Here is a 12,516-nt window from a genome sequence, read left to right as displayed (position 1 = left end):
GGCCGCATTGCATAGGGTTGCTCGCGTGACCGGACTGGTGATCTTCGACAACGACGGTGTGCTGGTGGACTCCGAGCGGCTGGCCAACACGATCCTGGCCGAACTGCTGACCGAGGCGGGCCTGCCGTACAGCTTCGAGGAGGCGGTCCGGGACTTCATGGGCGGCAGCATGGCCTCGATGCGGCAGAAGGCCGAGGCGCAGCTGGGTGGGCCGTTGCCGGCCGACCTGGAGGACCGCTACCACCAGCGGCTGTTCGACGGGTTCGCCAACCTGCAGGCGATCGCCGGTGTCGAAGCGGTGCTCGACCACCTGGACGCCGAGGAGGTCCGGTACTGTCTCGCGTCGTCCGGCACCCATCGCAGGATTCGCACGGCGCTCACCGCGGTCGGTTTCCTGGACCGCTTCGAGGGCAGGATCTTCAGCGCGGAGGACGTTGCCCACGGCAAGCCCGCCCCGGACCTGTTCCTGCACGCCGCGAGCTTTCTGGGCGTGAAGCCCGGTGACTGCGTGGTGATCGAGGACAGTCCGCTCGGCGTCGCCGCGGCCAACGCGGCCGGGATGACGGTCTTCGGGTACGCCGGGATGACGGACCCGGCGAAGCTGTCCGCGGCGGACGCGGTTTTCCACGACATGGCCGCCCTCGCCGAACTGATCGACGGGGCCTGAGACACTGGAGGAGCTATGTCTACCCTCCAGTCACTTGGCGGCGAGCGCCCGGTCCGCGCCGAGGCGGTCGTCGACCTTGCCGCGATTCGTCACAATGTCACCACCCTGCGTGCCCGCGCCGAGGGCGCCCAGCTGATGACCGTGGTCAAGGCCGACGGCTACGGCCACGGCATGGTCCAGGTCGCCCAGGCCGCCCGCGAAGCCGGAGCCGCCTGGATCGGCGCGGCCGTGCTCGAGGAGGCCCTCGCGCTGCGTGACGCCGGCGACACCGGCCCGATCTTCTGCTGGCTGACCACCCCGGGCGAGCCGCTGTCCGAGGCGATCGCGGCCGGGATCGACCTGTCCGCGGGCGCGCCGTGGGAGATCGACGAGCTGGCCGCCGGCGTCGTGGACCGGCCGGCCCGGGTGCACCTGAAGATCGACACCGGCATGAGCCGCGGCGGCGCCGTACCGGAGGAGTGGCCGGCGCTGATCCGGGCCGCGCTCGCCGAGGCCAAGGCGGGCCGGATCGAGATCGTCGGGATCTGGTCGCACCTGTCGTCGTCGGACGAGCCGAAGAGCGCCGCCAACGAGGCGCAGCTGGCCACGTTCACCGAGGCCGTCGAGATGGCCGAGTCGTTCGGCGTCGACGCCGAGCTCAAGCACCTGGCCAACTCCGGCGCCACGCTCGCGCTGCCCGAGACCCATTTCAACCTGGTCCGCCCGGGCGTCGCGACGTACGGGCTCTCGCCGTTCGGGCACGCGCTGCCGTCGGCCGAGCTGGGCCTGGTCCCGGCGATGACGCTGAAGGCCCGGCTCGCGATGGTGAAACGCGTCCCGGCCGGCGCCGGCGTCTCCTACGGCCTGACCTGGACCGCGCCGCGGCCGTCGACCCTCGGCCTGATCCCGCTCGGGTACGGCGACGGCCTGCCGCGGCACGCGTCGAACGGCGGCCCGGTCCAGGCGCGCGGCGAACGCCGAACGATCGTCGGCCGGATCTGCATGGACCAGTGCGTGGTCAACCTCGAGGACGACCCGGCGGACGCGGGTGACGAGGTGGTGCTGTTCGGCCCCGGGACCGGCGGCGAGCCGACCGCGGACGACTGGGCCGACGCGGCCGGGACCATCAACTACGAGATCGTCACCAGGCTGGGCGCCCGGATTCCGCGCCGGTACGTCGACAGCTCCACCGCACCGATCGAAAGGTAGACCGTGGTGTCCAAGGCAGGGCGGACCGCCGGTCTGATCGGGGCCGCGGTCGGGGTGCTGGCCGCGGGAGCGGCGGCCGGGGTCGCGGTCGAGCGGCAGGTCATCGGCCGCCGTTCGAGTCAGCGCGCGCAGCTCGAGGCCGAGCCGTTCGGTTCGCTGCGCGGCACGCCGTACGTGTTCACCGCCGACGACGGCGTCGAGCTGTACGTCGAGGTCGACGAGCTGAAGCGGTCCCGCCGGCCTGCGGCGCCACCGAAGCGTCGCTTCGGCAAGAAACTGCCGCTGCCGCCGGAAGACCTGACGGTGATCTTCGCCCACGGCTACGGGCTGAACATGGACTGCTGGCACTTCGAGCGCCGCGAACTGGCCGGTATCGGCACGATGGTGTTCTACGACCAGCGGTCGCACGGCCGGTCCGGGCGGTCGCCGAAGGAGAACGTCAGCATCGAGCAGCTCGGCCGCGACCTGTACGGGATCCTGCAGGAGTTCGCGCCGACCGGCCCGGTGATCCTGATCGGCCACTCGATGGGCGGCATGTCGATCATGGCGCTGGCCGAGCAGCACCCGGAGCTGTTCGGCGACCGGATCATCGGCGTCGGCCTGTGCTCGACCAGCGCGGGCGCGCTGGACCGGGTCCCGATCGTGTTCCCGGGCAAGGTCGGCATGCTCGCCCGCGCGCTGGCGACCCCGACGGTCGCCGCGCTGGCCCGGATCCCGGATGTGGTCGAGCGCAGCCGGAAGGCGGGCACCGACATCAGCTACCTGCTGACCCGGAAGTACTCGTTCGGCTCCGAGGTGCCGCCGGCGTTCACCGAGTTCGTCAACGAGATGATCGCGGCGACGCCGATCTCGGTGATCGCGGAGTTCTACCCGATCTTCGCGCTGCACGACAAGTACGACGCCCTGGAGCCGCTGCAGAAGGTGGAGTGCGTCGTGATCGGCGGCGACAAGGACCACCTGACCCCATTCGAGCACGCCGAGGAGATCGTCCGGCACGTGCCCGGCGCGGAGCTGGTCGAGGTGAAGAACTGCGGGCACCTGGGCCTGATCGAGCACCACCGTGAGTTCACGGCCGCGCTCCTTGGCATGATCGAGCGAGCCGAACAATCCTTGGGACACACATGACCGACCTGCACGTCGTCGACGCCACCGCCGAGCACGCGGACGAGATCGTCGGGGTGATCCACCACGCGTTCTCCGCCCGCCGGGTGCTCGACCCGCCGTCGACCGCCCTGTCCGAGAACGCGACCACCGTCACCGACGCGGTGACCAAGCACGGCGGCCTGCTGGTCCGGGTCAACGGCGCCCCGGCCGGCGCGGTGCTGTTCGAGGAGACCGGGGACGTCCTGAACCTGCGCCGCGTCTCGGTCGACCCGCGGCACCAGGCGCGCGGCGTCGCCTCGGCGATGGTCGGTTGCGCCGAGGAGGTCGCCGTACGGCGTGGGTTGAGCCGGGTGCAGCTGGTCGCTCGGGTCGAGCTGCCGGACACCGTGGAGTTCTGGCGCCGGCGCGGGTACTCGGTCGTCGAGCAGCACGACCACAACCTGATCTACGCGAAGGCGATGCCGGCCGAGCTGACCGTGCCGACGGCCGACGACATGCGGGCGATCGGCGAGGAGATCGCCGGTCAGCTGCGCGCGGGCGACGTACTCGTGCTGTCGGGTGACCTGGGCGCGGGCAAGACGACGTTCACCCAGGGCCTCGGCGCCGGGCTGAAGGTGCGCGGCGACATCACGTCGCCGACGTTCGTGATCTCGCGGGTGCACCCCTCGCTGGCCGGTGGGCCGGCGTTGGTGCATGTGGACGCCTACCGGCTGGCTGGGTTCGCCGAGCTGGACGACCTCGACCTCGACGCAAGCCTGGACGACGCGGTCACCGTGGTCGAGTGGGGCCACGGGCTGGCCGAATCGCTGGCGCCGGACCGCTTGGACATCGTGGTGACTCGCGGCGACGACGACACCGACGAGACCCGGGAGATCCGCGTCACCCCGGTCGGCCCCCGCTGGGCCGCGTCCGGACTCCGCGTGTCTGTACTGGAGAAGAACTGATGTTGCTTGCTTTCGACACCTCTAGTGCTGCGGTCACGGTTGCGCTGGCCGATCCGGTCAGCGGGGAGATCCTGGCGTCTTCCACGACCATCGACGCGCTCCGGCACGGTGAGCTGCTCGCGCCTGCGATCGCCTCGTGCCTGGAGACCGCGGGCCGCTCCGTGCGCGACCTGACCAAGATCGCGGTCGGTGTGGGACCGGGCCCGTTCACCGGGCTGCGGGTCGGCTTGGTGACCGCTCGCACGATGGCCGACGTACTAGGGATCGAGGTCGCCGGCGTGTGCAGCCTCGACATCCTGGCCCGGCAGACCGACCTCGCGCTGCCCGTGGCCGTCGCGACGGATGCGCGGCGCAAAGAGATCTATTGGGCCCTGTACGACGGTCCGGCCGCGGACGGCAGCCGCCGCCGGCTGGAAGGACCGGCTGTGGACAAGCCGGCCGAGGTGGCACACGTCCTGTCCGGCCTGCCGGTGATCGGACGCGGCGCGGTGCTGTACGCCGAGGCGCTCGGGGTCGCGGATGTCGCAGTCGTCGAGTACCCCTCGGCGGAGGTGCTGGCGACCGGCGTCGCGACCGGGACGCTCGAGGTCGTCGGACCGGAACCGCTGTACCTGCGCCGCCCGGACGTGACGCTGTCGGGCGGCCCGAAGAGCGTGCTGCCGAAGTGAGACCCGCCATTCGACCGGCGACCGCGGACGACCTGCCCGCTCTGGTCGCGCTGGACGAGGTGTGCTTCGGGTCGGAGGCGTGGAGTACGGTCTCGTGGACGGGCGAGTACGAGCGGCTGTCCGAGGACCGGGTCATCCTGGTCGCGGACGAAGGAGCCGTCGTCGGGTACGTCGTCCTGCTGGTGCCGCCGGTGGCGCTGGACGTGGTCGAGTTGCTGCGGATCGCGGTGACGCCGGCCGAGCGCCGTACCGGGATCGGCGGACAGTTGATGACGGCGGCGCTGGCGAAGTGCGCCGGCCGGACGGTTTTGCTGGAAGTTGCTGCGAGCAACGAGTCGGCGGTCGGGCTGTACGCCGGGTTCGGGTTCGAGGAGATCAGCCGGCGGCGCGGGTACTACGCCGGCGGCGAGGATGCGGTGATCATGCGGTGGCGGGAGGACGAAGAGTGAAAAGCGAGCCCCTGATCCTGGGGATCGAGACGTCGTGTGACGAGACCGGGGTCGGGATCGTCCGCGGGCAGACGCTGCTCGCCGACGCGATCGCGTCCAGTGTCGAGGAGCACGCCCGCTTCGGCGGCGTCGTGCCGGAGGTCGCCAGCCGCGCGCACCTGGAGGCGATGGTCCCGACGATCCGGCGCGCCTGCGAGACCGCCGGGATCAAGCCGACCGACGTCGACGCGGTCGCCGTCACCAGCGGGCCCGGCCTGGCCGGCGCGCTGCTGGTCGGTGTCGCCGCGGCCAAGGGCCTCGCGCTGTCGCTCGACAAGCCCTTGTACGGCGTGAACCACCTCGCGGCGCACGTCGCCGTCGACACGTTGGAGCACGGCGACCTGCCGAAGGGCTGTGTCGCGATGCTGGTGTCCGGCGGGCACTCGTCGCTGCTCGCGGTCGAGGACATCACCGAGGGCGTGGTGCCGATGGGCAGCACCATCGACGACGCCGCGGGGGAGGCCTTCGACAAGGTCGCGCGGGTGCTGGGGCTGCCGTTCCCGGGCGGTCCATATATCGACAAAGCGGCCCGTGACGGTGGTGACCGGCTGTACGTCACGTTCCCGCGCGGACTCACGTCGCAGCGGGATCTGGAGCGGCACCGGTTCGACTTCTCCTTCTCCGGCCTGAAGACGGCCGTGGCCCGGTGGGTCGAGGCCCGGCGCCGGGACGGCGAGGACGTGCCGGTGAACCACGTCGCCGCGGCCTTCCAGGAGGCGGTGTGCGACGTGCTCACCCGGAAGGCGATCGACGCGTGCAAGGACCGTGGTTTCGAGCACCTGCTGATCGGTGGCGGGGTCGCGGCGAACTCCCGGCTGCGGGCGATGGCCGAAGAACGCTGCGCCGAAGCCGGTATCGCCGTACGCGTGCCGCGGCCGGGGTTGTGCACCGACAACGGCGCGATGGTGGCAGCGCTCGGCTCAGAGCTGGTCCGGGCCGGGAAGGCGGCGTCCCCGCTCGGGTTGCCGGCCGACTCGTCGATGCCGATCACCGAGGTGCTGAACAAGTGAGGTGGACCGGGCCGGACGGCTTCGAGGCCGATGACGCGGTCGAGCGCATCGACGTCGACGTGGTGCACGGCTTTCTCAGTACGTCGTACTGGGCGCAGGGCATCCCGCGGGAGGTCGTGGAGCGCTCGATCGCGGGGTCGTTGAACGTCGGCGTCTATGCGGCCGACGGCGCGATGGTGGCGTTCGCGCGGGCGGTGACCGACCGGGCGACGTTCGCGTGGATCGCGGACGTTTTCGTGGTCCCGGAGTTCCGGGGTCACGGGCTGGGCAAGTTCGTCGTCGCCACCCTCATGGACCACCCGGAGCTGAAGGGGCTGCGGCGATTCATGTTGTCGACCCGGGACGCCCACGAGCTCTACCGCCGGCACGGCTTCGCTGAGCTCGCCGATCCGGGCGGCACGATGGTCGTTCGCCGGGACGCCGCGGACCTCTACGGTCGCCGATGACCCGTCCGGGGGTGGACCTGGTCCGGCATCCGGCGGAGGCGACGGATCTGGTGTTGCTGGCGCACGGTGGGATGGAGAATTCGCAGGCGGTCCCGCACACCTGGCGGCCGCCGATCCTCCGGATGTGGCCGTTCGCCTGGTCCGCGCGGGCAGCCGCACCCGACGCCGCGGTCGGGTTGATGCGCTACCGGTATCGCGGGTGGAACGGCGCTGCCGCCGATCCCGTCGCTGACCTTCGTGCTGTGCTCGACGAGCTGCCGCCGGTAGTTCGCCGGGTGGTGCTGATCGGGCACTCGATGGGTGGGCGTGCGGTGCTCGCGGTCGGCGATCACCCGCGCGTCGCGGGGGTTCTGGCGCTGGCTCCCTGGCTGCCGCCCGGTGAGCCGCTCACCGCGCTTCGGCCGCCGGTCACCCTCGCCCATGGCACCGAGGACAGGATCACCGACCCGCGGGCAACGGCCGCCTACGCCAACCGTCTGCGCGCCGCCGGGACACCGGTGCGGGTCTGCGCGGTCGCCGGGGAAACCCACGCCATGCTGCGTCGTCCAGCCGACTGGAACACCCTGGTCGCCGACTTCACCGCCATGGCCCTTGGTATTTCGACGGTCGACGATGCACAGCCAGCTGCTACCGGCGACGAGTTGCTTGCACAGCACGGTCGGAAGACTCCACTGCCGGCCGCGGTGTGGTCGATCGCGGCGGCGCGTCTCCGGCTGCCGATCGTCGCGCGCTGCAGTGCGGGGAAGGGCACGGCAGCGGGCAGAGACCTGGGGTGAGTGCGCCGCTTACTCCCCAGGTGAACGGCCAGCGGCAGGCCGGTTCTGCCCCTGACCCTGCCCCACCCAGGTGAACGGATCACTTCCCCGACGTGACGGCTTAGTGGCGGGCCTCCGGGAGGCTGCAGCAGCAGACGCAGCACCTCGCCCACCGGAAGCCTCCCGAAGGCCCGCACGTAAGATCGATCATATGTTCGACTGTACTCACGACGCAAGTTCGTGGCGCTATCGGGTGATCCGGTCCAGGAAGGCGAACAGCGCCGGTTTCGCGGCCGTCTCGGTCTCGTCCAGTAGCTCGACGCCGTGCGCGGTGGAGCCCTTGACCACGACCAGCTTCTTGTCCTTGGCAGGGACGGCGGCGAAGTCCTTGTGCACCTCGGCGACCGGCAGGCTGTCGCCGTCGCTGGCCAGGTACAGCGACGGCACCTGGAGCTTTGCGGCCAGCGGCGTGGTCGGCAACCGATGCTCCACGTCGTACCAGGAAGCGCAGCTCAACACCGCGACACCGGAGACCGCTGGGGTGATCATGGAGCCGCCGATCATGGAGATGCAGCCGCCGATCGAGCCGCCGGCCAGCACGACCTCGGTCGCGCCGGCGGCCCGGACCTGGTCCACAACGGCCTGCAGCTCCTTGACCCGATCCAAGCCGGTGAGGGTGCCGTACTCCCACAGCGCGACCCGGTAGCCGCGGGCGACGAGCTCGGTCGCGACTCCGGACCAGTCGCACGGCGATCCGCCCCACTCGTAGGACAGCACGACGGCCCGACCGGCGTCACCCAACTGCACGCCGCTGACCGTGGTGCCGCCGGCAACCGGCGCGGTGAACGCTTTCGCGTCCTGGGACGGGCATGCGGCCATCATCCCGATCGGGGCGGAAGTCGTCGGCGAGCTCGGTGGCGGTACGGCTGGATCGGACCCGCATCCGGCCAGTCCGAACGCGAGGATGACGAAGAGGACCGCGGACCGACCGACGTTCAGCATGGCCACCTCCCAGACGGCAGTTATACAGGTCAACCGGCCGACGCGCTGGGTGCGACTCGACGGCAGGAGTAGGCAATCGCGTCGCGGCCGATGCGCGTGATGATCAGCGTCGCGGTCGCGGTTCCCTTCGGCGCCAGCTTCTTCCGCAGCTGGGCGGGGTCGAGGTCGACGCCGCGCTTCTTGATCTCGAGGGTGCCGACGTCATGGCTACGGACCCACGAGCGCAGGGCCTTCTCCTTGTACGGCAGCTCTTCCAGCACCTCGTACGCCGACGCGAGCGGAGTCGGCACGAGCTTGTCAGCCGTGACATAGGCGATCCGCGAATCCAGCAACCAGCCGTCGACAGCGGCGGCGACTGCAGTCACCAGGCCGGCGCGCACCACAGCGCCGTCCGGCTCGTAGATGTACTGGCCCGCTGGACCGCTACCAGCTTCGGGCGCATCGGTGACGGTCGCGCCGGTAGGCAGCAGCGTCGCCCGGCGCGCAGTGCCGGCGTACAGGCGACCGGACCACAGTGCTGCCTCCTTCACCTCACCGGCGTCACTGATCCACTCGGCCTCCACGCCCTCCGGTACGGCGTCGTGCGGGATGCCCGGCGCGACCTTCACGCACGCCGTGCGGTTCAGGAGCTCGGTGACGAAGGACCACGGTGGCGAGTAGGCGTTGTGGTCGAACACGCGCCGCCCGTCCGCCCGCCGCGCCGGGTCCGCGAACACCACGTCGTACGGCGTGAGGTCGAAGGACTCGGCGTCTCCGACGACCACCTCGCCCGGCAGCCCGAGTGCAGCCAGGTTGGCGCGGGCGGCGTCAGCGGTGGCGGGGTCACGCTCGACTCCGGTGACCCGCAGGCCGGCGCGTGCGGCACTGATGAGGTCGCCGCCGATGCCGCAGCCCAGGTCGACCACGCTGCTGCCTGGCAGTGTCCCTGCGATGCGCTGCGCCCTGTGCGAGCCGACAGTGCTGCGGGTCGCCTGCTCCAGGCCATCTGGCGTGAAGTACATCCGGGCCGCGTCTGGACCGAACTTGGCGGCGGCCCGGTGACGTAACGAGGCCTGTGTGACCGCAGCGCTCACCAGCGTGGCGTCGTACTGCCGGCGAAGCTTCTCGACGAGCTGGAGCTCTCGGCCTGGCTGGAAGCTCGTGCACGCCTCGGCAAGCAGCTCAGCGCCGGCGCCGTCCAGCAAGCCAGTGACTGTCACCCCGTCACTTTAAAGGGGGCTCGAGCAGCTCCTGCTCCAGCTTCGGGTGGACATGGAGTAGAGGCGCCAGTTCATGGCCGAGCGGGTCTTCGGGCCGTAGATGCCGTCCGCGACGAGCTTGTGCCTGCGCTGGACCATCCGGACCACTGCGCGGGTGTTGGTGCCGTAGACGCCGTCGATGGCGAGCTTGGTGCCGTAGCAGAAGTTCAGGTTGCGCTGGAGGACGCGGATCGCGGTGTCCGGGTCGCCGAACACTGTGGAGCCGCGGTGTGGGTCGTCGCCGTACATGAGGTTGCAGTAGGTGCTGGAGGCGCCGTACACGGACGGCATCGGGATGCCCCAGGTCCGGTTGACCGGCACGAGCATGGCTGACCGGCACTGCGGCAGTGCAGCGGCTGCAGCGGCGGCTCTAGTGCTGGCAGTGTCCGCGGCCGGGGCCTGCTCGGGTGGCGCGACGGCCGGCGCGTCCGCACCGGGCGCTGCGGTGGGTTGGTCCTTCGAGGCGCCTGCGGCGACGGCGCCGACCGCGAGCGCTCCGGCCGCGGCCAGGACCGCGACAGTGCGGCCGGACAGTTTGGGCAGAGAGGGAAAGCTGAGGGCCATGGTCTCTCCTCGGGCACCCGGTCCCGGAGCGGCCGGGACGCCGTACAGACAGAACGGTCCCACGGCGACCCCGGGTTGGCCCAGCACTTGACCACATTCCGCAGCGACTTGATCACGCTGCGGCTGACCTTGTGAAAGGCGGGCCGGGTTCGCCGTCGGCGAGATTCTGGCACTCGAGTTGACCGAGTGCTAAAGGCGGCCTAGATTCGGAGTTGGCACTCTCCGGTGGAGGGTGCCAGCGGTCCGGCCCTTGACCCCCGCGACGGCAGGGGAGCGCGACCATCGCAGAACCACAGACAAGCGAATCGACCGTGGAGGTCAGCAAGTGTCGGTCACGATCAAGCCGCTCGAGGACCGCGTCCTCGTCGCGCCGCTCGAAGCCGAGCAGACCACGAAGTCCGGTCTGGTGATCCCGGACACCGCCAAGGAGAAGCCGCAGGAGGGCGAGATCCTCGCCGTCGGTCCGGGCCGGATCGACGACAACGGCAACCGCGTCCCGCTGGACGTCGCCGTCGGCGACAAGGTCATCTACTCCAAGTACGGCGGCACCGAGGTCAAGTACGACGGCCAGGACTACCTGATCCTGGGCGCCCGCGACATCCTCGCAGTCGTCAGCAAGTGACGACTGCTCGCTGTTCCTGACTGACACCGCCCTGGTGCCGTACCGGCGCCGGGGCGGAGTCGGTCTGGGGCCAGCGAGCTCGTACTTGTCACGAAGAGCGAATTTCAGAGAGGGACTGGATTTTTCATGCCGAAGATCCTCGAGTTCGACGAGAACGCGCGGCGCGCCCTGGAGCGCGGCGTCGACAAGCTCGCGAACACGGTGAAGGTGACGCTGGGGCCGAAGGGCCGCTACGTCGTGCTGGACAAGAAGTGGGGCGCTCCGACCATCACCAACGACGGTGTCACCGTCGCCCGTGAGGTCGAGCTGGACGACCCGTTCGAGAACCTTGGCGCGCAGCTGACCAAGGAGGTCGCCACCAAGACCAACGACATCGCCGGTGACGGCACCACCACCGCGACGGTGCTGGCGCAGGCGCTGGTGCACGAGGGCCTGCGGGCGGTCGCCGCCGGCGCCAACCCGATGGGCCTGAAGCGCGGTATCGAGGCGGCCGTCGAGGCCATCTCCGCCAAGCTGGTCGACACCGCCCGCGCGGTGGACGACAAGGGCGACATGGCGCACGTCGCCACCATCTCCGCCCGGGACGCCGAGATCGGCGCCCTGATCGCGGACGCCTTCGACAAGGTCGGCAAGGACGGTGTGATCACCGTCGAGGAGTCGAACACCTTCGGCACCGAGCTCGAGTTCACCGAGGGCATGCAGTTCGACAAGGGCTACATCTCGCCGTACTTCATCACCGACGCCGAGGCCGGCGAAGCGGTGCTGGAGGACCCGTACATCCTGATCCACCAGGGCAAGATCTCCGCGATCGCGGACCTGCTGCCGCTGCTGGAGAAGGTCGTGCAGTCCGGCAAGGCGCTGCTGATCATCGCCGAGGACGTCGAGGCCGAGGCGCTGTCCACCCTGGTGGTCAACAAGATCCGCGGCAACTTCACCTCGGTGTCCGTCAAGGCGCCGGGCTTCGGTGACCGCCGCAAGGCGATGCTGGAGGACCTGGCCGCGCTGACCGGCGCGCAGGTGGTCGCCCCCGAGGTCGGCCTCAAGCTGGACCAGGTCGGGCTGGAGGTGCTCGGCACCGCTCGCCGGATCGTCGTCACCAAGGACAACACCACCGTCGTCGAGGGCGCCGGCGCGGCCGACGCGATCGAGGCCCGGGTCAACCAGATCAAGGCCGAGATCGAGCGCACCGACTCCGACTGGGACCGCGAGAAGCTGCAGGAGCGGCTGGCCAAGCTGGCCGGTGGCGTCTGCGTGATCAAGGTCGGCGCGGCCACCGAGGTCGAGCTGAAGGAGAAGAAGCACCGGATCGAGGACGCGGTGTCCGCGACCCGGGCCGCGATCGAGGAGGGCATCGTCGCCGGTGGCGGCTCCGCTCTCGTGCACGCGGCTGCCGTGCTGGACAACAGCCTGGACCTCGAAGGTGACGAGGCCACCGGTGTCCGGATCGTCCGCAAGGCGATCGTCGAGCCGCTGCGCTGGATCGCCGAGAACGGCGGTTACGAGGGCTACGTGGTGACGTCGAAGGTGGCCGAGCTCGAGTCCGGCAGCGGCTTCAACGCCGCCACCGGTGAGTACGGCGACCTGCTGGCCCAGGGCGTGCTGGACCCGGTCAAGGTGACCCGGTCCGCGCTCGCCAACGCCGGCTCGATCGCCGCGCTGCTGCTGACCACCGAGACCCTGGTGGTCGACAAGCCCGAGGAAGAGGAGCCCGCCGCGGCGGGCCACGGCCACGGCCACGGTCACTGACCTCAGGTCGAACAACAGCCTGGCGAAGAGCCGGGTCGGGGCGAGCGAGGCCAGTCGCGCGGCGGCGGAGCGGG

General features: G+C 70.5%; 14 protein-coding genes. 11 read left to right on the top strand and 3 right to left on the bottom strand.

The genetic code is table 11. The annotated features are described in order from the left end of the window. Positions 1-25 precede the first annotated feature (25 nt). The 9 genes from ACWCOV_RS13050 to ACWCOV_RS13010 are packed head-to-tail and all read left to right on the top strand — an operon-like array spanning position 26 to position 7,291. The gene (locus ACWCOV_RS13050; RefSeq protein ID WP_449829457.1) at positions 26-667 is read left to right on the top strand and encodes an HAD family hydrolase; all 642 of its coding nucleotides are present in this window, start codon (positions 26-28) and stop codon (positions 665-667) included. 15 nt (positions 668-682) lie between these two features. Next, positions 683-1,855, top strand: coding sequence for an alanine racemase (gene alr / locus ACWCOV_RS13045; RefSeq protein WP_449829456.1), 1,173 nt, complete (start codon positions 683-685; stop codon positions 1,853-1,855). Between the two features lie 6 nt (positions 1,856-1,861). Continuing rightward, entirely contained in the window at positions 1,862-2,980 is a 1,119-nt protein-coding gene (locus ACWCOV_RS13040; protein WP_449829455.1) for an alpha/beta fold hydrolase, read from the top strand. Further along, the gene (gene tsaE, locus ACWCOV_RS13035) at positions 2,977-3,903 is read left to right on the top strand and encodes a tRNA (adenosine(37)-N6)-threonylcarbamoyltransferase complex ATPase subunit type 1 TsaE (RefSeq protein WP_449829454.1); all 927 of its coding nucleotides are present in this window, start codon (positions 2,977-2,979) and stop codon (positions 3,901-3,903) included. Before ACWCOV_RS13040 ends, tsaE begins: the two co-directional genes overlap by 4 nt. Beyond that, positions 3,903-4,571 carry a tRNA (adenosine(37)-N6)-threonylcarbamoyltransferase complex dimerization subunit type 1 TsaB gene (gene tsaB / locus ACWCOV_RS13030; RefSeq protein ID WP_449829453.1) on the top strand — a complete coding sequence of 223 codons (669 nt, stop codon included), beginning with the start codon at positions 3,903-3,905 and terminating at the stop codon, positions 4,569-4,571. The genes tsaE and tsaB overlap by 1 nt, the downstream gene beginning before the upstream one ends. Further along, positions 4,568-5,020 (top strand): GNAT family N-acetyltransferase, encoded by a 453-nt coding sequence (locus tag ACWCOV_RS13025; RefSeq protein ID WP_449829452.1) that lies wholly within the window; start codon positions 4,568-4,570, stop codon positions 5,018-5,020. The genes tsaB and ACWCOV_RS13025 overlap by 4 nt, the downstream gene beginning before the upstream one ends. Beyond that, positions 5,017-6,069: a tRNA (adenosine(37)-N6)-threonylcarbamoyltransferase complex transferase subunit TsaD gene (gene tsaD / locus ACWCOV_RS13020; RefSeq protein WP_449829451.1), complete on the top strand. Its 1,053-nt coding sequence runs from the start codon at positions 5,017-5,019 to the stop codon at positions 6,067-6,069. Before ACWCOV_RS13025 ends, tsaD begins: the two co-directional genes overlap by 4 nt. Beyond that, the gene (locus ACWCOV_RS13015; RefSeq protein ID WP_449829450.1) at positions 6,066-6,515 is read left to right on the top strand and encodes a GNAT family N-acetyltransferase; all 450 of its coding nucleotides are present in this window, start codon (positions 6,066-6,068) and stop codon (positions 6,513-6,515) included. The genes tsaD and ACWCOV_RS13015 overlap by 4 nt, the downstream gene beginning before the upstream one ends. Further along, the gene (locus tag ACWCOV_RS13010; protein ID WP_449829449.1) at positions 6,512-7,291 is read left to right on the top strand and encodes an alpha/beta hydrolase; all 780 of its coding nucleotides are present in this window, start codon (positions 6,512-6,514) and stop codon (positions 7,289-7,291) included. Before ACWCOV_RS13015 ends, ACWCOV_RS13010 begins: the two co-directional genes overlap by 4 nt. A 225-nt stretch (positions 7,292-7,516) precedes the next feature. Here ACWCOV_RS13010 and ACWCOV_RS13005 read toward each other — a convergent pair whose 3' ends face one another. The 3 genes from ACWCOV_RS13005 to ACWCOV_RS12995 are packed head-to-tail and all read right to left on the bottom strand — an operon-like array spanning position 7,517 to position 10,074. Further along, positions 7,517-8,272, bottom strand: a complete 756-nt coding sequence (locus ACWCOV_RS13005) for an alpha/beta hydrolase (RefSeq protein WP_449829448.1) — start codon at positions 8,270-8,272, stop codon at positions 7,517-7,519. A 29-nt stretch (positions 8,273-8,301) separates the two neighbouring features. Next, a complete protein-coding gene (locus ACWCOV_RS13000; RefSeq protein WP_449829447.1) occupies positions 8,302-9,471 on the bottom strand; it encodes a class I SAM-dependent methyltransferase in 1,170 nt (389 codons plus the stop codon). A 9-nt stretch (positions 9,472-9,480) separates the two neighbouring features. Next, entirely contained in the window at positions 9,481-10,074 is a 594-nt protein-coding gene (locus ACWCOV_RS12995) for a peptidoglycan-binding domain-containing protein (protein ID WP_449829446.1), read from the bottom strand. A 325-nt stretch (positions 10,075-10,399) separates the two neighbouring features. On the opposite strand from ACWCOV_RS12995, the gene groES reads away from it, so the two are divergent. Beyond that, a complete protein-coding gene (groES, locus tag ACWCOV_RS12990) occupies positions 10,400-10,696 on the top strand; it encodes a co-chaperone GroES (protein ID WP_130384566.1) in 297 nt (98 codons plus the stop codon). A gap of 126 nt (positions 10,697-10,822) precedes the next feature. After that, the gene (gene groL, locus ACWCOV_RS12985; RefSeq protein WP_449829445.1) at positions 10,823-12,442 is read left to right on the top strand and encodes a chaperonin GroEL; all 1,620 of its coding nucleotides are present in this window, start codon (positions 10,823-10,825) and stop codon (positions 12,440-12,442) included. The last annotated feature ends 74 nt before the right edge of the window (positions 12,443-12,516 follow it).

It is taken from the genome of Kribbella sp. NPDC002412, assembly GCF_053592935.1.
This window is presented reverse-complemented; position numbering and strand designations above follow the sequence as displayed.